The sequence below is a fragment of the Agromyces sp. NPDC029043 genome, assembly GCF_055564615.1.
Map to the genome: position 1 here is coordinate 81,178 of NZ_JBVHVX010000017.1, position 18,523 is coordinate 99,700.

16 protein-coding genes are annotated in these 18,523 nt (G+C 66.7%); 11 read left to right on the forward strand and 5 right to left on the reverse strand.

What is annotated here, in order from left to right:
- Positions 1-29: 29 nt before the first annotated feature.
- Positions 30-2,369, reverse strand: a complete 2,340-nt coding sequence (locus ACZ4TW_RS18205) for an ATP-dependent DNA ligase (protein WP_465544974.1) — start codon at positions 2,367-2,369, stop codon at positions 30-32.
- On the opposite strand from ACZ4TW_RS18205, the gene ku reads away from it, so the two are divergent.
- The 3 genes from ku (at position 2,271) to ACZ4TW_RS18220 (ending at position 5,470) form a co-directional block, all read left to right on the forward strand.
- The gene (gene ku / locus ACZ4TW_RS18210) at positions 2,271-3,398 is read left to right on the forward strand and encodes a non-homologous end joining protein Ku (RefSeq protein ID WP_465544976.1); all 1,128 of its coding nucleotides are present in this window, start codon (positions 2,271-2,273) and stop codon (positions 3,396-3,398) included. The genes ACZ4TW_RS18205 and ku overlap by 99 nt on opposite strands.
- A 124-nt stretch (positions 3,399-3,522) precedes the next feature.
- Positions 3,523-4,791, forward strand: coding sequence for an MFS transporter (locus tag ACZ4TW_RS18215; RefSeq protein ID WP_465545036.1), 1,269 nt, complete (start codon positions 3,523-3,525; stop codon positions 4,789-4,791).
- A 109-nt stretch (positions 4,792-4,900) separates the two neighbouring features.
- Positions 4,901-5,470 carry a LysE/ArgO family amino acid transporter gene (locus ACZ4TW_RS18220; RefSeq protein ID WP_465544978.1) on the forward strand — a complete coding sequence of 190 codons (570 nt, stop codon included), beginning with the start codon at positions 4,901-4,903 and terminating at the stop codon, positions 5,468-5,470.
- A 2-nt stretch (positions 5,471-5,472) separates the two neighbouring features.
- Here ACZ4TW_RS18220 and ACZ4TW_RS18225 read toward each other — a convergent pair whose 3' ends face one another.
- The gene (locus tag ACZ4TW_RS18225; protein ID WP_465544980.1) at positions 5,473-7,710 is read right to left on the reverse strand and encodes an MMPL family transporter; all 2,238 of its coding nucleotides are present in this window, start codon (positions 7,708-7,710) and stop codon (positions 5,473-5,475) included.
- A gap of 57 nt (positions 7,711-7,767) precedes the next feature.
- Here ACZ4TW_RS18225 and ACZ4TW_RS18230 point away from each other — a divergent pair, with 57 nt between their 5' ends.
- Positions 7,768-9,063 carry an alpha-hydroxy-acid oxidizing protein gene (locus tag ACZ4TW_RS18230; protein ID WP_465544982.1) on the forward strand — a complete coding sequence of 432 codons (1,296 nt, stop codon included), beginning with the start codon at positions 7,768-7,770 and terminating at the stop codon, positions 9,061-9,063.
- 22 nt (positions 9,064-9,085) lie between these two features.
- Here ACZ4TW_RS18230 and ACZ4TW_RS18235 read toward each other — a convergent pair whose 3' ends face one another.
- Positions 9,086-10,024, reverse strand: coding sequence for an oxygenase MpaB family protein (locus ACZ4TW_RS18235; protein ID WP_465544984.1), 939 nt, complete (start codon positions 10,022-10,024; stop codon positions 9,086-9,088).
- A gap of 140 nt (positions 10,025-10,164) precedes the next feature.
- Here ACZ4TW_RS18235 and ACZ4TW_RS18240 point away from each other — a divergent pair, with 140 nt between their 5' ends.
- From ACZ4TW_RS18240 to ACZ4TW_RS18260, 5 genes are all read left to right on the forward strand, one after another.
- Complete coding sequence (locus ACZ4TW_RS18240; protein ID WP_465544986.1) at positions 10,165-10,860, forward strand: TetR/AcrR family transcriptional regulator; 696 nt, start codon at positions 10,165-10,167, stop codon at positions 10,858-10,860.
- Positions 10,861-10,875: 15 nt separating this feature from the next.
- Positions 10,876-11,523 (forward strand): TetR/AcrR family transcriptional regulator, encoded by a 648-nt coding sequence (locus ACZ4TW_RS18245; RefSeq protein WP_465544988.1) that lies wholly within the window; start codon positions 10,876-10,878, stop codon positions 11,521-11,523.
- A gap of 121 nt (positions 11,524-11,644) precedes the next feature.
- Positions 11,645-12,844 carry an acyl-CoA dehydrogenase family protein gene (locus tag ACZ4TW_RS18250; protein ID WP_465544990.1) on the forward strand — a complete coding sequence of 400 codons (1,200 nt, stop codon included), beginning with the start codon at positions 11,645-11,647 and terminating at the stop codon, positions 12,842-12,844.
- Positions 12,841-13,863, forward strand: a complete 1,023-nt coding sequence (locus ACZ4TW_RS18255; protein WP_465544992.1) for a phosphotransferase family protein — start codon at positions 12,841-12,843, stop codon at positions 13,861-13,863. The genes ACZ4TW_RS18250 and ACZ4TW_RS18255 overlap by 4 nt, the downstream gene beginning before the upstream one ends.
- Positions 13,863-14,606, forward strand: a complete 744-nt coding sequence (locus ACZ4TW_RS18260) for an SDR family NAD(P)-dependent oxidoreductase (RefSeq protein WP_465544994.1) — start codon at positions 13,863-13,865, stop codon at positions 14,604-14,606. The genes ACZ4TW_RS18255 and ACZ4TW_RS18260 overlap by 1 nt, the downstream gene beginning before the upstream one ends.
- A gap of 7 nt (positions 14,607-14,613) precedes the next feature.
- On the opposite strand, the gene ACZ4TW_RS18265 is transcribed toward ACZ4TW_RS18260, so the two are convergent.
- Entirely contained in the window at positions 14,614-15,297 is a 684-nt protein-coding gene (locus ACZ4TW_RS18265) for a histidine phosphatase family protein (protein WP_465544996.1), read from the reverse strand.
- 107 nt (positions 15,298-15,404) lie between these two features.
- Between ACZ4TW_RS18265 and ACZ4TW_RS18270 the strand changes: the two genes are divergently transcribed.
- Positions 15,405-15,830 (forward strand): VOC family protein, encoded by a 426-nt coding sequence (locus tag ACZ4TW_RS18270; protein WP_465544998.1) that lies wholly within the window; start codon positions 15,405-15,407, stop codon positions 15,828-15,830.
- A gap of 34 nt (positions 15,831-15,864) precedes the next feature.
- Here ACZ4TW_RS18270 and ACZ4TW_RS18275 read toward each other — a convergent pair whose 3' ends face one another.
- The gene (locus tag ACZ4TW_RS18275; protein WP_465545000.1) at positions 15,865-16,875 is read right to left on the reverse strand and encodes a sigma-70 family RNA polymerase sigma factor; all 1,011 of its coding nucleotides are present in this window, start codon (positions 16,873-16,875) and stop codon (positions 15,865-15,867) included.
- A gap of 510 nt (positions 16,876-17,385) precedes the next feature.
- Between ACZ4TW_RS18275 and ACZ4TW_RS18280 the strand changes: the two genes are divergently transcribed.
- Complete coding sequence (locus ACZ4TW_RS18280) at positions 17,386-18,522, forward strand: ROK family transcriptional regulator (RefSeq protein WP_465545002.1); 1,137 nt, start codon at positions 17,386-17,388, stop codon at positions 18,520-18,522.
- Position 18,523 lies beyond the last annotated feature (1 nt).

An 18,523-nucleotide genomic window follows, 5' to 3' on the forward strand; every position in this document is an offset into this window, starting at 1 on the left:
CGAGGCGAGGGGTGCAGTCGAGAGCGCATTCACAGATCCCCGGGCAACTTGTCGCGTCGAATGCCACGCCAGCTGGGGTGACGCAGATGACCCGTCGACGTCCAATCCATGAACCGCACCTCACCGACCAACTTCGGCAGCACCCAGACCGCCGTCGAGGCCACCGGCCGGTCCAGCGCCTCGACGAACGGTGATCGTGTGATCTCCAGCGGATGCAGTTCCTCGGCGAGGGCTTTCAATTGAGCCTCGGTGAAGCCGGTCCCGACGCGGCCGACGTACCGCAGCCCGGTCTCCTCGGGAAGCCCGAGGATCAGCGATCCGATGGTGTCGGAGCGGTTGCCCCGCCCCGGCCGATAGCCGCCGATGACGACCTCGATGTCGCTCCAGTTCTTGTGCTTCAACCACGACGTCGCCCGTCGCCCCTGCTGATAGGTCGACGACCGGCGTTTGGCGACGACTCCCTCGAAGTCGTGTTCCCGGCTGTAGGCGACGGCCGCCGACCCCGGCCCGGGCAGCAGCGGCGGGATCTCGACGTAGCGGGAGCCACGGAAAGCGGGCGCGAGCTCGTCGAGGAGTTCCCGCCTCGACGACCACGGTGTCCCGACCAACGACGTGCCGTTGAGGTAGAGAATGTCGAACAGGTAGAGCTTCAACTCATACGGCTCGGTGGTGGTGTTGCGCGCGGTCAGCAGGGAGAAGTTGGTGCGGCCGGTGGAGTCGATCGCCACGACCTCGCCGTCGAGCACGACGTCGAGAAGTCCCAGATCATCTGCGACGCTGCGCAATTCGGGAAAGTCCTCCGTCATGATGATGCCGGATCGGGAGGTGAGGCGGAACTCGCCGTCGATGTAGCGCACCAGGATTCGGTACCCGTCCCACTTACCCTCGAAGGCCCAGTCCTTGCCGTTCAGCTTGTCGATGCTCTCGTCGGTGGCGAGCATCGGCCGCGGATCGGCGAGCGTGTCGGCGCGAATAGGCCGGGCTTCGTCGGCCATGAGATGAGCCAGCCAGTTCTTCTCGCCGGTGCGGATCAGCGCGTAGCGGCCCTGTACCCGGTCGCCGTGCAGCCGGACGATGATCTCCTTGCTGCGCCACTTCTCGAGTTCGTAGGTACCGCGATCCCAGATCTCGACGTGGCCGCCGCCGTACTCGCCCGCCGGGATGTCGCCGGCGAAATCGGCGTACTTCATCGGATGATCCTCGGTCTGGATCGCCAGCCGATTCTGATCGGGATCATCGGGCAGGTTCTTGGGAATCGCCCAGGACACCAGGACACCGTCGTGCTCGAGGCGGAAGTCGTAATGCAGCCGTCGCGCGTGGTGCTCCTGGATGACGAAGATCGGGCCGGCGGGCGGCTCGGGGATGTCGTCGGGTTCGTCGTCCTCGTCGTCGGTGAGATCCTCCTCGGCGACCGCCGGTTCCGGAGTCTTCGACGAGTCGCGTTTGCGTCGGTACTCCCGAAGGTCGACGACGGGCCGCGGTGTCGGCTCGGGTTGTGAGTCGGCAGCAGGTTCGTCGTCGCGCCGGTCACCGTCCGCCACCTCATCGTCGAGTCCCGCCAGCAGATCGCCATACTCCTCGGCACGGTGCAGGACATCGGTGTAGAGGAGTTGGGCGAGCTCCGGGTCGTCGAGTTCCTCCCAGGTACGCGGCGCCGCGACCCAGGGTTGCTCACGGCCGCGCAGTGAGTAGGGCGCGAGGGTCGTCTTGGATCCGCTGTTCTGGCTCCAGTCGATGAACACCTTGCTCTCTCGCACCGTCTTGGCCATCGACGCGGTGATCTCGTCGGGGGATTCGGTGGCGAGGCCCGTGGCGATCTGTTTCGCGACCCGCCGGGCGGCATCCGGCGACACGGGTTGCGGGAAACGGGCATACACGTGGATGCCCTTGCCGCCGCTGGTCACCGGATACGACGACAGGCCCGCCGACGCGAGCATGTCGCGGATGCGCAGCGCGACCCGCGCGCATTGATGCAGTGGCACGTCGGGGCCCGGATCCAGATCGAGCACAAGACGATTGGCCTTCGGCGGAGCCGATGGATCGTCGGGGACCCGCCACTGCGGGGTGTGCAGTTCCAGCGCAGCCATCTGGGCGAGCCAGATCAGCGCGGCACGGTCGGTGGCCATGGCGTAGGAGATGACCCGTTTGCTGTGCTCGATGCCGTAGCGCGGCAACCAGTCCGGCGCGCCGGCGGGGAGATCCTTCTCGAAGAACGGGGTGGAATCGACGCCGTTGGGCCACCGTTTGCGGGTGATGATGCGCCCGGCGAGATGGGGGAGCATGACGCCGGCGATGGTGTTGTAGTAATCGATGACGTCGAATTTGCGTGTGCCGGTGGCCGGATACAGCACCTTTCCGAGGTTCGTCACGGCAATCCGCCGACCATTCACCTCGAGGACCTCACCAGCCATGAACACAATTGTAAAAGTCCTGTCGCCGCGCTCGCCCCAGTCCGCGCACTGCGATGGCACAATGGCCCCATGCGCTCGATCTGGAAGGGTGATCTGAGCTTTGGCCTGGTGAACGTGCCGGTCAAGGTGTACTCGGCGACGGAGAGTCACGACCGCAAGTCGCATCAGGTCGATTCCGCCGACGGCACCCGGATCCGCTATCGGCGTGTTCGTGAGGGCACCGACACCGAGGTGGACTTCGCCAACATCGCCAACGCGTACGAATCCGACAGCGGTGAGACGGTCATCCTGACCAAGGATGATCTGGCCGAGATGCCGGTGCAGCGCAGCCCGGAGATCTCCATTCTGGAGTTCGTGCCGGTGGATCAGGTCGACCCGATCTACTTCGACAAGCCGTATTACCTGGAACCGTCGTCGAAGTCGCCGAAGGCCTACGTGCTGCTCGCGAAGGCCTTGGAGAAGACCGAGCGGCTGGCCATCGCCAGCTTCACCCTGCGCAACCGCACCCGGTTGGCGGCGCTGCGCGTCGTCGACGGGGTGATGACACTGCAGACCCTGCTGTGGCCCGACGAGGTCCGCCAGCCCGACTTCGGGTTCCTCGGTGAGGACGTCGAGGTGCGTCCGCAGGAACTCGACATGGCGTCGTCGTTGATCGAGACGATGGCCAAGGACTTCGATCCGACCGACTTCGAGGACACCTATCAGCTCGAACTGAACAAGCTGATCGAGTCGAAAGCCGAAGGGACCGAGGCCTTTCCGACCCCGGACAGCGCCGACGACGACACCGACGACTCGGAGGTCGCCGATCTGCTGGCGGCATTGCGCGCGTCGGTGAAGGACCGGGGTTCCGACGACTCGGCCGACGATAAAGCGCCCGCGAAGAAGTCCCCCGCCAAGAAGGCGCCGGCCAAGAAGGCTGCCGCGAAGAAGGCTCCGGCCAAGAAGGCCGCCGCGAAGAAGGCTCCGGCGAAGAAGGCCGCCAGCTGACGGAATTCATTGGCGGCCCGGCCCGGTTGTGCGGCAAGCTCACTATGTGAGTCCTCTGCCCCGCGCGCTGCGCCCCTTCGAGACCAAGCAGTACCGCCTGCTGGTGGGCGGTTTGGCTCTGGCGATGTTCAGCGACGGTGTGTGGTTGATCGCGATCGTCTGGCAGGTCATCGCGCTGGGCGGTGGACCGGGGCAGGTGTCACTGGTCTCGGGTATCGCGGCCGTCGGCATGGTGGTGTCCACCCTGGCCGGAGGTGTGCTGGCCGATCGCGTGTCCCAGCGGCTGATCATGATCGGCCTCGAGACCGCGAAGCTCGTGGTGTTCGCGGTGGTGGGTATCGCTTCGGTGACCGGGACGCTCGCGCTGTTGCACCTGGTGTGTGCGGCATTGATCATCGGTGTCACCACAGGCATGTACTACCCCGCGTACTCGGCGATGCTGCCCAGCATCGTGGCGGCCGCACAACTGCAGGCCGCCAACGGAATCGAGGGTTTCCTGCGGCCGGTGATCTATCAGGCGAGCGGTCCGATGCTTGCCGGAGTCATCATCGGTGCACTGAATCCCGGTGCCGCGATTCTCCTTGCCGGCGTCGCATCGGCCCTCTCCGCGCTCTGCTATGTCGCGATGAAACCCGTTGCGCTGCGCCGTGATATCACCAACCTCGACGCGCATCCGGTGCGTGCCGTGGTCTCGGATCTGTCCGAGGGGTTCGTCTACATGTGGCGGACGCCGTGGCTGTGGGCGACGCTGTTCTACGCCTGCATCCTGGTGCTGCTGACGATGGGGCCGATCGAGGTGCTGGTGCCGTTCGCGTTGCGGGAGCGCGCCGGCGGCGACGCGTCGGATCATTCGTTCGTCCTTGCCGCGTTCGGCGTCGGGGCGGCCCTCGGCGCGTTCATCTTCGCGTCGATCAGGATGGCGCGCCGCTACCTGACGGTCATGTTCACGTTGTGGGCGGTCTGCGCGGTGCCGTTCGTGATCATGGGGTTCGCACGGTCCACATGGTTGTTCGTGCTGGCCGGTTTCCTCATCGGGATAGCCTTCGACGGCCCGATGGTGCTGTGGGGGACGCTGCTGCAGCGCCGCGTGCCACCGGCACTGCTCGGCCGGGTCTCGAGTCTGGACTTCTTCGTGTCCGCGGCGCTGATGCCGGTGTCGATGGCGATTGCCGCGCCGGTCGCCGAGGCGATCGGTTTCACCGCGACCTTCGTGCTGGCCGGACTGTTGCCGATCCCGTGCGCGATCGCCTTTTATGTCGCGGCACGACTATGGCGTGACGAGATCGCACATCCGCTCGCAACCGAGCACACAGAAGTGGACCCGGTGGCGACGGTGCCGGTGACGGCGACCGGAGTGACGCAGCAGCCGATGGACAACATGAAGAACAGCTAATGATCCATCAGAAACATTCGCTGTACTTCAGGTTGGTGCGGTTCCTAGCGTTGGAGGCATGACCACGTACCTCCTCCCCGCAATCGCGGGATTACTCACCGGCGCCGGGTTGATCATCGCGATCGGCCCGCAGAACGTCTTCGTCCTGCGGCAGGGCGTGCGAGGTGAACACGTGGCGGCGATCGTGGCGGTCTGCGCCGTCTCCGACATCGTGCTGATCGTCGCGGGTGTCGCCGGACTCGGCGCGCTGGTTGCCGCTCATCCGGGGTTCGTGACGGTCGCGACGGTGGCCGGTGGGGCCTACATCATCGCGCTCGGCGTGCTGGCGGCGCGGCGCGCGCTGCGCAGCAACGACGCCATCGTGCTCGACTCCCACGAGGCGATGACGCCGAGTCGCTGGGCGGCGATCGGCACCGCCCTGGCGTTGACCTGGCTGAATCCGCATGTCTATCTCGACACCGTGGTCACGATGGGAGCCATCGCGAACAGTCACGGAAACGCCAAGTGGGCCTTCGCCATCGGCGCCTGCATCGCCAGCATCCTGTGGTTCTCCGCGCTCGGTGGCGGTGCCGGGAAACTGTCGCGGGTCTTTGCGACGCCGCGCGCCTGGCGCATCCTCGACGGTGTCGTCGCGGTGATCATGATCGCGCTCGGTGCTGGACTGATCCTCACGATGTAGTCCTACGCGGGGCTGGGCACCGCGTCCGGCTCGGCGTCGGGCTCCGGTTCGATGGGGATCTCGCGGATCGCGGTGCCCTCGATGTCCACGTTGGGGATGATCTTGTCGAGCCACGCGGGCAGCTTCCATGCGGTGTCGCCCATCATCGTGATGACCGCCGGCACCACCACCATGCGGATGATGAAGGCGTCGAAGAAGACTGCTGCGGCGAGCGCGAATCCCATCATCTTGGCGGTGGTATCCGGCATCAGCATGAAGGACAAGAAGACCGAGATCATGATGATCGCGGCCGACGCGACGACGCGCGCGCCGTGCTGATAGCCGACGATCACCGAATCCTTCGCGGACACGCCGTGGACGTACTCCTCCCGCATGCGCGTCACGAGGAAGACCTGATAGTCCATCGCCAGGCCGAACACCACTCCCACCAGGAAGATGGGCAGGAACGAGATTATCGGTTTGGTGTGATCGATGAATCCGAGGGCGCCGTCCTGGAAGACCGCCACCGTCGCACCGAAGGTGGCGCACACCGAGAACAGGAAACCGATGGTCGCGGTGAGCGGCACCAGGATCGAGCGGAAGACGATCATCAGGATGATGAACGCCAACCCGACGACGACGATGAGGAACGGGATGAGGGCGTCGCCGAGCTTGGTGGAGATGTCGGACATGATCGCCGTCTGCCCGCCGACGTGGACCTCCGCGCCATCAGGATGGGTGGCGCCGTAATCGCGCAGGGATGTCATGAGGTCGTGGGTTTCCGACCCGCTCGGTGACTTCGTCGGGATCACCGTGATGAGCGCTGCAGTGGCGCCGGCCTGGGTATCGGCCGGGTTCGACCCGTTGCCGACCCAGGTGAGGGCCGCGGTGTTGGCGATATTCGGCAGGGTTTTCGCATGGGCGACAACATTGTTCGCGGCAGCGGTGACGTCACCACCGTCCGGGGTGTTGACCACGACGAGCAGCGGCCCGTTGACACCCTCACCGAAGCCGCGCTTGAGGAGCTGGGTGGCCTGATACTCGGCGTCGGTCGTCGATTCCATACCCAGTTTCATGTGGGTCATCGGGATGGCGGCGACGACCAGGATCGCGAGCCCGATGATGGCGATCGGCGCCGGGTACCTCGTGATGAACCGGGCGAACCGGAGGCCGTTGGAGGGTTGGGAATCCGGCTCGTCCCCGTGATGCAGACCCGGCAGGCGTGGCTTGAAGGTGGCGCCCTTGAACGCACCGAGCAGGGCCGGGATCAGTGTGATCGCCCCGAGGACCGCAACGACGACGGCCATCGCCGCCGTGATACCCATCTGGGTGACAAAGGGGATGCCGACGACGGCCAGCGCCGCGACGGCGATCACCACCGTCAGCCCGGCGAACACCACCGCCGATCCGGCGGTGCCGACCGCTCGGCCCGCGGCCGCCTGCCGGGTGCCGCCGAGGTTCAACTCGGAGCGATAGCGGGACACGATGAACAGCGCGTAGTCGATGGCGACGGCGAGGCCGAGCATCGAGGTGATGGTGATGACGGTCTGTTGGACGTCGAAGATCTTGGCGCTCAACACCACCAACATCAGGGTGATGCCGACGCCGACAAGAGCCGTGACGATCGGGATGAAGGCGGCCACGATCGCGCCGAACGCCACGATCATCACGATGAAGGCGAAGGCGAGTGCGATCATCTCGGCCTTGCCGTCCTGAGCGAAGACCTGCATCAGCGCGCCCGTGCCCTCGACCTGCAGGCCATCACCGCGGTAGTCGGCGAGCAGCTCCTTGAACTGCTCCATGTCCGCGGCGGTCAGGTCGTTGAGATTGATGTTCTGACGGACCTGGATGAGGCCGACCTTGCCGCCGTCACCGAGAACCTGTGCGCCCATCGCAGGATTCTGCTGCGCGACGGTCACCGGATTGACGATCGTCTGCGGTTCGATCACCTCGGGCAGTGCGCGCGCGGCCGCCACGATCTCGTCGATCTGGGCGCTGTGGGCGGCGAGGCCGTCATCGGCGGCGACGAGAATGCTGGTTGTCGCCTTGAGCTGCTGATCGTTGACCGCCGGGAAGTTCTCGCTCATCACGCTCATCGCACGGTCCGAGTCGGTCCCGGGCAGCGAGAAACTCGACGAGAACTTCGGCTGCAGGCCGGCGACGAGTGCGCCGAGCGCGATGGCGATCACCAGCCACGCGGCGATGACGTACCAGCAGCGGTGATACGCCGCCTGGCCGAGACGATAGAGCCACAACGCCACAACAAGCCCCTCCGGAGTTGAACACCGTCGCCCGACAGCCTACCTAGGATGACTCTCATGACGACCACCACGAGCCCCGGTATCGGGCGTATCCGGCAGAACGAGATCTACACCGCGGGCATCCACGGGCGGGTTCCACGGGTCCCCACCGATCATGGTGAACTCGAACGACGCGCCAAGAAGGTGATGTCGCAGCGGGCGTGGGCCTACATCGCCGGTGGCGCCGGTGAAGGCTCGACGATGAGTGCGAACCGCGCCGCGCTGGACCGCTGGGCGATCGTGCCGCGGGTGCTGCGGGACGTGTCGAACAGATCATTGGAGATCGAGTTGTTCGGCGACACCCTGCCCGCGCCCGTGCTGTTCTCACCGGTGGGTGCGGGCGCGTTGGCCGCGCGCGACGCCGACATCCACATCGGCCATGCCGCTGCTGAACTCGGGGTGCCCTACATCTTCTCCAATCAGGGTTGCGCACCGATGGAAGATGTTGCGGCCGAGATGGATCGGGTGTCGGCGGGCGCGCCGCGCTGGTTTCAGCTGTACTGGTCGACCGATGAGGATCTCGTCGACAGCCTGCTCGACCGCGCGGCGATGATGGGTGCGTCGGCCATCGCCGTCACCCTCGACACCACGATGCTCGGCTGGCGGCCACAGGATCTCAACATCGGGTCGCTGCCGTTCGCGCAGGGCGAGGGCATCGATCAGTACACCTCCGACCCGCGATTCACCGAGATCGTCGCCGAACGCATCCGGTCGGCGGCGACCGCCGAGAAACCGGAGATCTCCCTCGGTGCGATCAAGACACTGTTGTCCATCTCGCGCAATGCTCCCGGTCGCCTGCTGGACAACCTTCGACGACCCGAGCCGCGCGTCGCGGTGCAGACCTTCCTCGACATCTACTCGCGGCCGTCGCTCAACTGGGATGACATCGCCGGCCTGCGGGACCGCACGTCGCTGCCGATCGTGCTCAAGGGCGTCCTGCATCCCGATGACGCCCGGCGCGCCGTCGATGTCGGCGTCGACGGCATCATCGTGTCCAATCACGGTGGCCGCCAGGTCGACGGATCGATCGGATCCATCGACGCGCTCGTCGACATCGCGCCCGCCGTCGACGGCCGGATCAAGGTCCTCGTCGATTCCGGAATCCACACCGGGGCAGATGTTTTCAAGGCGTTGGCGCTCGGGGCAGACGCCGCCTGCATCGGACGTCCACACATGTACGGGCTGGCATTGGCCGGTGCCGAGGGCGCCCGCGACGTGGTCGCGAACATCATCGCCGAGCTGGATCTGACGCTCGGACTCTCCGGCCATACCTGCGTCGGCGAGTTGAATCGTGATGCGCTGAAACAGATCTAGCGCAGGCCTGGATCAGCTGCGGTTAGATCAGGGGACGCCCGGTCCGGATCCGCCAGCGCACGTCGGCGAGCAGGACGTTGAACGGGAAGGCGCGCACCGGCTCCGGGGCGTGGGTGATGATGGCGCGGGCGATCCGGTTGTGCACGGTGAAGATGACCCGCTGCCAGAGCGCGAAGCGCACCCCCATCTTGTCCCGGAAGTTCTGCGGCAGGAAGCCGATGGTGAAGATATCGGTGTACCACCCGAACAGCCGGGAGAAGAGCGGTCCCATGAATTCGGCGCGCGCGATGGACATCAGGTGCTCGCGGATCACCGGATCGATGTCAAGGCCTTCGACGGTCTCGTTCCAGTAGACCTCGAAATCCGCGCGGGTGGCCGGCCACATCTCCCGCGGCATCTGCAGGGTGGTGCCGAGCACCGCGGCCTTCTGGTACTTCTCCTCGGTGATCGACGACGGATCGCCGAAGATGCGGACCATGTCCTCGGTGCCCTTGTACAGGCAGGCCGCGACCCACAACTGCAGCTTCGGATCGAAGGCGTTGTAGGTCACCGGGGACGACTCGGTCGAGCGGACCTGCGCATGCGCCTTGCCGACGGCGCGGCGGTAGGCCTTGCGGTCGGCGGGGGTGCCGTTGGCGGCCACCGAGAGGTAACTCAGTGTGGTGCGGGTGCGCTTGATGGGGTGTTTGAAGAGGGCGCCGGATTCGACCTTCGACTCGTAGACGCCATAGCCGACGGCGGGCAGCGCGAGTTGCATGATCACATTGGCGGCACCCGAGAGCACGCCGATCCCCAGCATCGGCAGGTCATTGGGGAGTTCGTCGAGTTCGGCGCGGGAGAGTTTTGCCGCGGGCGGCAGATACTCGGTGTCCGGGCGCAGCTGGGCCAGGTGGGCCTGCACCGATTCGGCGCTGCCCGGGGCGTCGACGATGTCATGGGGAGAGCCGGGATGGAGTGTCACCCGAGATCCTTCGCTGGTCCGTATTTCTGAGAACAACCGTTGTCTGTTTCATTGTCGGATGGCGCCATCGGTGATGTCAAGGACGGGATCTCTTCGGTTACGTCGCCCGGGATGACCGGGCCGGATGACAAGATGGACGTGTGACCTCCCCGCAACCCGCCGACCCCGACGATGATCCCGGTGCCCTCCGGTCGTATGGCGGTGAGGCCGGTGCCGATCGAGTCGCTCGACGACGGGCCGCGCTGATCGACGCCGCGCTGGAATTGCTCGGTGGCGAAGGAGCGGCCGGCGCGGTCACCGTGCGCGGGGTGTGCCGGCAGGCCGGCCTGACCGCCCGCTACTTCTACGAGAGCTTCCCGTCCGCTGAGGACCTGGTCGCCAAGACCTTCGACACCGTCATCGCCGAGATCGCGACCGGCGGGCTGGCCGCCTTCGAGACCGGCGTCGACGTCGAGGACAAGGTCGGGCTCGCCGTCGGGGCGATCGTCGACGTCATCGACGCGGATCGTCGAAAAGGGCGGTTGCTGTTCTCCCAGTCACTGCAATCGCCGACCGTCGCGGTCAAACGCATGGAGTCGACGGCCCTGTTCGCCATGCTCACGCTGCAGACGGCATCGGGCATCTTCGACGTCGAGCCAGGGCCGGAGGCGTTGGCGGCCGTGCATTTCCAGGTCGGCGGGCTGGCCAGATTGCTCGCCGCCTGGCTCGAGGGCGAGTTCGAGATGGAGCGTGACGCGGTCGTCGCGACCAGCGTGCGATTGCTGCTCGCCGTCGGCGATCTGGTGGCGCGTCACGAACCGGGATTCAACCCGACGCCGGGACCGAACGATGTTTGACGCTATGTTGGACGCATGAGCAGCGGGGTTGGCGAGGTAGGCGTGCGTGGCACGCAGGACGGCCCGGGCAGCTGGCGGGATTACGGCGAGCCGGAACTCCCCGTCCCACTGGCCGCGGCGCTGGCCGCCTTTGCCGAGCACGGCTATCACGGCACGTCGGTGCGGGAGATCGCCGCACGCGCCAATCTGTCGGTCCCCGGTCTGTATCACCACTATCCGTCGAAGCAGTCGTTGCTCCAGGGGCTGCTCGAGCGGACGATGAGCGATCTGCTGGCCCGGTCGGAGCAGGCGATCGCCGAGGCCGGCGATGAACCCGTCGATCAGTTCGACGCCGTCGTCGAGTCGCTGTTGCGGTTCCACATGTATCGCCGTGAGCAGGCATTTGTCGGTTCCACCGAGATCCGCAGCCTCGACGACAGTTACCGCAACACCTACATCGGGCACCGCGATCGGCAGCAGCGGATGGTCGACGAGATCGTCTTCGCCGGCGTCGACGCGGGCGATTTCGCGACGCAGTTCCCCAAGGATGCCGCACGGGCCGTCGCCACGATGTGCGTCGGTGTCTCCACCTGGTTCAAGCTCGACGGCGAACTGAGCGCCGACGAGCTGATTTCGCGGAATCTGCTCATCGCCCGCGACATCGTCGGGTATTCCGGTCAGTAGCCGGTACAGCGGCCCGGTCACGGACTTCTTCGTGCGGACTGCTTGACGCGGGCGCGGTGCACTGGCATGGTGTGGATGCCGAACGATCGCTCGGTCGGCCGGCCGAGCCCAGGAGAGTGCAATGCCCGTAGACCTGACCTACGCACCCGAGGTCATCGACCTCATCGACAACACCCGACGCTTCGTCCGGGACGAGATCCTGCCGATCGAGGACGAGTTCCGCGGCGACATCACCGCCGCCGGCGGCGACGAACGTCGTCGGGAGATGAACGACAAGGCGAAGGCCGCGGGCGTATTCGCGCCGCATGCGCCGATCGAGTACGGCGGGCTGGGCCTGAACATGTCGGACCGCACGCCGGTCTTCGAGGCTGCCGGCTACTCCACCTTCGGGCCGGTCGCGCTGCACATCGGGGCGCCCGATGAAGGCAACGTGCACATGCTCGCCCACATCGCCACCGATGATCAGAAGTTGAAGTATCTCGGCCCGCTGGCCTCCGGTGAGGTGCGCTCGGCGTTCGCGATGACCGAGCCGTCGCCGGGTGCGGGCAGCGACCCCAATGCGTTGCGAACGGCTGCCACCAAGGTCGACGGTGGCTGGAAGATCAACGGCGACAAGCGATTCATCACCGGTGCCGAGGGTGCGGGATTCTTCATCATCATGGCGCGCACCGCGGGTGCGCCCGGTGACCGCGGCGGCGCGACGATGTTCCTCGCCCCCGGTGACACTGCCGGGATCACCGTCGAGCGGCATATCGACACCATCGACAAGGCGATGATCGGCGGTCACTGCGAGGTGAGCTTCCGTGACGTCTTCATCCCCGACGAGGACATCCTCGGCGAGGTCGACGAGGGCTACCGCTACGCGCAGGTGCGACTCGGTCCGGCCCGCATGACCCACGTGATGCGGTGGCTGGGCGCGGCCACCCGATGCCACGACGTCGCCGTCGACTATGTCTCGCGGCGTGAGGGTTTCGGTGGCACGCTCGGCGATCTCGGCATGATCCAGCAGATGGTCGCCGACAACGAGATCGACCTCGCGGCGACCCGCGCCCTGTTGATCAAGGCGTGCCATGAACTCGACCTGGGTCATCACGCGTCCGACGAGACGTCGATCGCGAAGACCTTTGCCGCCGAAGCATATTCGCGAGTAGCCGATCGCAGCATTCAGATGTGCGGCGGACTCGGCGTCTCCGCTGATCTGCCACTGGCACGACTCGCGAACGAACTGCGACCCTTCCGGATCTACGACGGTCCGTCCGAGGTGCACCGCTGGGCGATCGCCCGCCGGGCTATCGGCCGCGCACGCAAGGCCCGCGCATGAGTGCGCATCCGGCGCTCGACGCCGCGGTACTGCGTGCCTTCCTCGTCGACTCCGGGGTGGACGTCGTCGGCGATCTGGACGTGACGCTGATCAGTGGCGGCAAGTCGAATCTGACGTTCTCGGTGACCGACGACGTGTCGCGCTGGGTCGTCCGACGTCCGCCGACCGGCGGGTTGACGCCGTCCGCGCATGACATGAATCGTGAGTGGTCGGTGACCAAAGCCCTGCAGGACACCGATGTTCCGGTTGCCGCGACCGTGGCGGTGGACCCCGACGGCGAGGTGCTCGGTGCGCCGTTCACCGTCGTCGAGTTCATCGACGGGCGGGTGATCCGCACGGCAGCTGATCTCGAGGAACTCTCCGACGATGAGGTGGCCCGCAACAGCACCGCCCTGATCGACACCCTCGCCGCGCTGCATGCGGTGGATTACGAAGCGGTGGGACTCGGGAGCTTCGGGCGGCCCGACGGATTCGCGGCCCGCCAGGTCAAGCTGTGGGCGCGTCAGTGGGGGCACGTCAAGACGCGGGAACTCGACGACGTCGAGAAGCTCGCCGCCGCGCTGACCGAGCGGCTGCCGGCCACCTCGCGCAACACCATCGTGCACGGGGATTACCGCGTCGACAACACGATCCTCGCCGCCGACGACCCGGGAGTGGTTGCGGCGGTGGTGGATTGGGAGATGTCGACGTTGGGTGATCCGATCACCGACGTGGCCCTGATGTGCGTCTACCGCGCCCCGGTCTTCGACAAGGTCCTCGGCTTCGACGCCGCATGGACCAGTGATCGGTACCCGAAGGCCGACGAGATGGCCCAGCGCTACGCCGCCGTCACCGGCCGCGATCTGGGCGACTGGGACTTCTATCTCGGTCTGGCGAATCTGAAACTCGGCGTCATCGCCGAGGGCATCACGCACCGCGCGCTGGCCGGTGCATCATCGGGCGACGGTGCGGAGAACGCCGCCGCGACGACAGCCGAGTTCATCGCCGCCGGCCTGGCGGCACTGAAGGGGAATAGTTGATGAGTGATATCCCGTTGGGGGGCAACCGCACCGCGCTGATCACCGGCGCATCGCGGGGGATCGGGGCGGCGATCGCCGAGCGGTTCGCCAAGTCCGGGTGGGATCTGACGATCAGTGCGCGCGGGGTCGAGGCGCTGGAGGAGACGGCGCATCACCTGCGGGAGTTCGCCGGGCGGGTGGAGGTCGTGCCCGCCGATATGGCCGACCCGGAGGCGGTGACGGCGCTCGCGGCCGCCCACCGAAGGGCGTTCGGGCGGTGTGATGCCCTGATCATCAACGCGGGCATGGGATCCAAGGGTGCGATGGCCGAGTTCCCGGTCCGACGTTTCGACAAGCTGTATCAGATCAATGTGCGGGCGCCGTATGTGTTGTTGCAGGATTTGCTGCCGACGCTGCGCGCGACCGCTGCGCACGCGGACTCCGCGAAAGTGATTGCCGTGGCGTCGATTACGGGGGTCTACCCGGAGCCGGAGCTCGCCGCCTATGGTGCGACGAAGGCGGCACTGATCTCCCTGTGTGAGACCTTCAATCTGGAGGAATCCGAGGCCGGTGTGAGCGCGACGACGATCGCACCGGGATACGTCGACACCGACATGTCGGAGTGGACCCCGATCCCGCAGGAGGAGATGATCACCGCCGCGGATGTCGCAACGCTGGTCCATTCGATCACCGAGCTGTCGCGCTGGGCCGTCGTGCCCAACATCGTGATCACGCGGCCGGGGGCGAATCTGCATCGGGCCTAGGTGCTGCTCAGCGGAAGGTCGCGACCCCACCATCGCGGTCGGCGAGGTGAGCGTGCTCGTTGACCGACACCACGGTCACGCCACTGCGTCCGACGAGGAGTTTGGTCACCGAGGCGTTGACCATGGTCCGGGACATGACCGGCCACTGCTCGTCGGGCACCTTCCAGAGCTGCGCGAGGAGCTGGGTGATGGATCCGGCCGAGGACACCACGAGCACCGTCTGACCGGAGCCGGCGAGCTCGGTGGCGCGGGCCGCGGCGTCGGCGATCCGGCTGCGGAACTCGGCGTAGGTTTCCCCGCCGACCGTCTCGCCGCTGTGGGTGATCCACTCGGCCAGCCCGGCATCGAGGCGTTGCTGGTAGGCGCGGCCGTCGGCGTACTCCTGCGGCGAGGCCGTCCCGACGAGCGCGGGCAGCTCGTACTCATTCCATGCGGCGTCGACGATGGGGGTGGGTGCGTCGTCGAAGGCCGAAAGGACGTCGGCGAGGGTTTGCTGCTGGCGGGCGAGATCGCCGCTGATGGCGGCGGTGACGCGGCCGGTCAGTGACGAGAGGAGGGCGCCGGTGAGCTTGGCCTGCACGACGCCGAGGTCGGTGAGTCCGCCGGGGCCGTTGGGAGCGGGTGCGCCGGAATCGATGCCGTAGGCACCGGAGTCGGCCTGACCGTGACGCACGAGATAGATGACACCCATGCCACCACCTTAGGCGGCGAGCGATCATCGTCTCGGTATGCGTCGGGCTCGCCGCGCTCGCTCGTGTCGACTCGACCGGCGGGGTCGCGGACCGATGAGTTCGAGCTGTGTCGGCGGTCGATACCCACATGCTGTTCGTGAATCTTCCCGTTGCCGATGTGGCCGTGACGCGCGCATTCTTCGGCGCGCTCGGTTTCGGCTTCGATCGGATCTTTTGCGATGCGGGCACGCTGTGCATGGACGTCGACGTCCACACCAAGGTGATGCTCCACGACGAACGACGATTCGCCGGGTATGCGGCGAGCCGCGTCGCCGATCCGTTGCGGTGCCGCGAAGTGGTGCTCGCGATCTCGGCGGAGTCGCGCGCCGAGGTGGACCGTCGGGCGGATGCGGCACTGGCCCACGGCGGGGCGTTGTTGCGCGCCCCGGAGGATCTGGGGTTCATGTACAGCCGTAGCTTCTGCGATCCCGACGGGCATGCCTGGGAGGTCGTGTGGATGGACCCGTCGGCGTTGACGTGCGGTAACCCGTAGGCGGTCACCCCGTGGGGCTGCCGTCGGTGGCTCGTCAGTACGGGGTGGCGGGCAGCCCGAAGCGGGCGAAGTCCTCGGTCATGGTCTCGCTGAAGAAAGCGACGACGTGGGCGACGTGACCCGCGGCGTCGAGCTCGAGGACCTGCAGGTGGAACGGCCGGTGGATGCCGTCGGCCTCACGCATGTACAGGCCGAACGCCGGCTGACCGTTGGCTTGGGTCGGCAGGAGGATCTGATCGCCGTCTTTCTCCGCCGGGCAGTTCCGGCGGATGAGGGTGCCGATCGACTCCGCACCGCGGTACCAGCCGGTGAAGGGCGGCATCTCCCAGATGGAGGAGTCGGTGAACATCTCGACGATGGCGTCGACGTCATAACGCTCGAAGGCGGAGACGTAGCGCGCGAGCAGCTCCCGCTTGGCCTCGTCGGCGACGACGGCGGCCGAGTCGGCGGTACCGGCGGCGTCCGGGCGGGCATTCCTGAGGGTCTCGCGTGCCCGCTGCAAGAGGCTGTTGACGGTGGCCGTGGTGACACCGACGGTCTCGGCGACCTCGGCGGCCTTCCACTGCAGCACGTCACGCAGGATGAGGACCGCGCGTTGCCGTTCCGGCAGATGCTGCAGGGCGGCGATGAAGGCGAGCCGGATGGATTCACGGGCGCCGACGACATAGGCCGGATCGGCGTCGGCGGCGGGGGCGATCTCATCGACGGTGCCGCCGAACGGCTCGAGCCACGGGACCTCGTGATTCTGGAGGAGATCGTCGGTCGGATCGAAGGCGTCGGTACCCAGTCCCGACGGCAACGGACGGCGCTGCCCGCTCGACAGGGCGGTGAGACAGGTGTTGGTGGCGACCTTGTGCAACCAGGTACGGACCGACGAGCGGTGATCGAACTTCGCGTAGCCCCGCCAGGCCCGCAGATAGGTCTCCTGGGTGAGGTCCTCGGCGTCGTGGAAGGACCCCATCATGCGATAGCAATGCGCGAGGATCTCCCGTTTGAACGGCTCGGTGACCTCGAGGAACTCGGCGTTCGCGGTGGCTGTGGACATGGCAAAAGTTTAGGTGAGGGTACTGACAATGCCCACCGTTGAGATTTTTGCGCACGCTGGGCGCAACCAGACGCGGCGCGGATCGGGCGTGTTAGGTTGCAGCCCATGACGAGCATCATCCGCACCCCCGGCGAGGTAACCCATACCCTCACCGCCGCGTGCTGTCGTGAGATGACCCGTCATTCGTGTTGTTGCCGAATGCGCTGATCCGCCCCAGTTCTCGTATCGCTCATTCCCATTTCGCTGCCCTGTCCGCACGTTCGTGCGGGTCACAGATGTGCGCGACGTGGCCGTTTCATCCCAGGGACAACTCTCATGACCAGTACTCTCGATCATCGTCAGACAACAGCTGTGCGCCGCCGCCCGGTGGCCGCGAACGTGCCCGTGTCGCAGGGCCGTCCGCTCGCCTACGGGTCGCGGATCCGTGGTCCGGTCCGGATTTCGGCGTCGACGCCCAGCACGACAGGGAAGGGGGTCGGTCCGATCCACGTCGCGACCCCACACCTCCAGTTGCCCAGCAAGCCCGCCGGGCTGGTGCTGCGCGCCGCGCGACTGTCCGGCCCCGTGTTCCGCGACGACGTCGCCGCGCAGACCGGGCTGTCCATCTCGACGGTCAACCGTCAGGTCTCGGCGCTCCTCAAATCCGGGCTCATCCGGGAACGCGCCGACCTGGCACCGGCGGGCGCCATCGGCCGGCCGCGTCTTCCGTTCGAACTGAACGTCACCGACTTCCTGACCGTGGGCATCCACATCGGTTACAAGGTCACCGCGATCACCACCTATGACCTGCTGCACCGGGTCGTCGGTGCGATACAGATCCCGACGCCGGTCGCCGACACCCCCGAGCAGGTGCTCGCCGCGATCGGTTCCAGCGCACGACGATTCGTCGGTCGCTGGACGGGGCGTCGGGTGTTGTGGGCGGGTGTGGCGCTCGGCGGCAAGGTGAGCGCCGGCGGCTTCGTCGATCATCCGCGGCTGGGCTGGGATCAGGCTCCCGTCGGACGTGTCATCGCCGAATCCCTCGGACTTCCGGTCTCGGTGGCATCGCACGTCGAGGCGATGGCCGCCGCCGAACTGGCCGTGAACCCCGATCCGAAGCGATCGAGCTTCCTCTACTTCTACGCCCGCGAGATGGTGGGCATCGCGTTCAGCGTCGACGGCACGGTGTACACGCCCGCCGCCGGCCCGCCGGTCATCGGGCACTTCCCGGTCGGCGGGACGACGCTGCTCGATCCGGCCAACACCGGCCAGCTCGAGGCGTCGGTCAGCGACACCGGCATCGTGGATGCCGCTCTGGCGCAGGGACTTCCGGTGGAGGAGGTCGAGGATGTGCACGAGCTGGCGCGCGGCGGCAACGAGATCGCCACCGCGCTGCTCGCCGAACGCGCCGAGGTGCTCGGCCGGACCATTGCGCTGATCTCCGACATCTTCAATCCGGATCACGTCATCCTCGGCGGCCAGGCGTTCACCGATTTCCCGGCGACGCTCTCGACGCTGGCCGAGGCCGTGCGCGACACCTCGGCGTCCGATCACCGCGATGTGCGGGTGTCGCGCGCCGGCACCACGGTGCAGCAGCAGGCCGCCGGTGCCGTCTCGCTGGACGCGATCTTCAGTGATCCACTCGAGGCGCTCGCCCGGACCCAGTAAC

Excerpts from the sequence above, each read along its gene's own strand:
- ku (WP_465544976.1), top strand. The coding sequence starts at position 2,271 with ATGGGGGAGCATGACGCCGGCGATGGTGTTGTAGTAATCGATGACGTC.
- ACZ4TW_RS18215 (WP_465545036.1), top strand. The coding sequence starts at position 3,523 with ATGTTCAGCGACGGTGTGTGGTTGATCGCGATCGTCTGGCAGGTCATC.
- ACZ4TW_RS18230 (WP_465544982.1), top strand. The coding sequence starts at position 7,768 with ATGACGACCACCACGAGCCCCGGTATCGGGCGTATCCGGCAGAACGAG.
- ACZ4TW_RS18245 (WP_465544988.1), top strand. The coding sequence starts at position 10,876 with ATGAGCAGCGGGGTTGGCGAGGTAGGCGTGCGTGGCACGCAGGACGGC.
- ACZ4TW_RS18250 (WP_465544990.1), top strand. The coding sequence starts at position 11,645 with ATGCCCGTAGACCTGACCTACGCACCCGAGGTCATCGACCTCATCGAC.
- ACZ4TW_RS18255 (WP_465544992.1), top strand. The coding sequence starts at position 12,841 with ATGAGTGCGCATCCGGCGCTCGACGCCGCGGTACTGCGTGCCTTCCTC.
- ACZ4TW_RS18260 (WP_465544994.1), top strand. The coding sequence starts at position 13,863 with ATGAGTGATATCCCGTTGGGGGGCAACCGCACCGCGCTGATCACCGGC.
- ACZ4TW_RS18265 (WP_465544996.1), bottom strand. The coding sequence starts at position 15,297 with ATGGGTGTCATCTATCTCGTGCGTCACGGTCAGGCCGACTCCGGTGCC.
- ACZ4TW_RS18275 (WP_465545000.1), bottom strand. The coding sequence starts at position 16,875 with ATGTCCACAGCCACCGCGAACGCCGAGTTCCTCGAGGTCACCGAGCCG.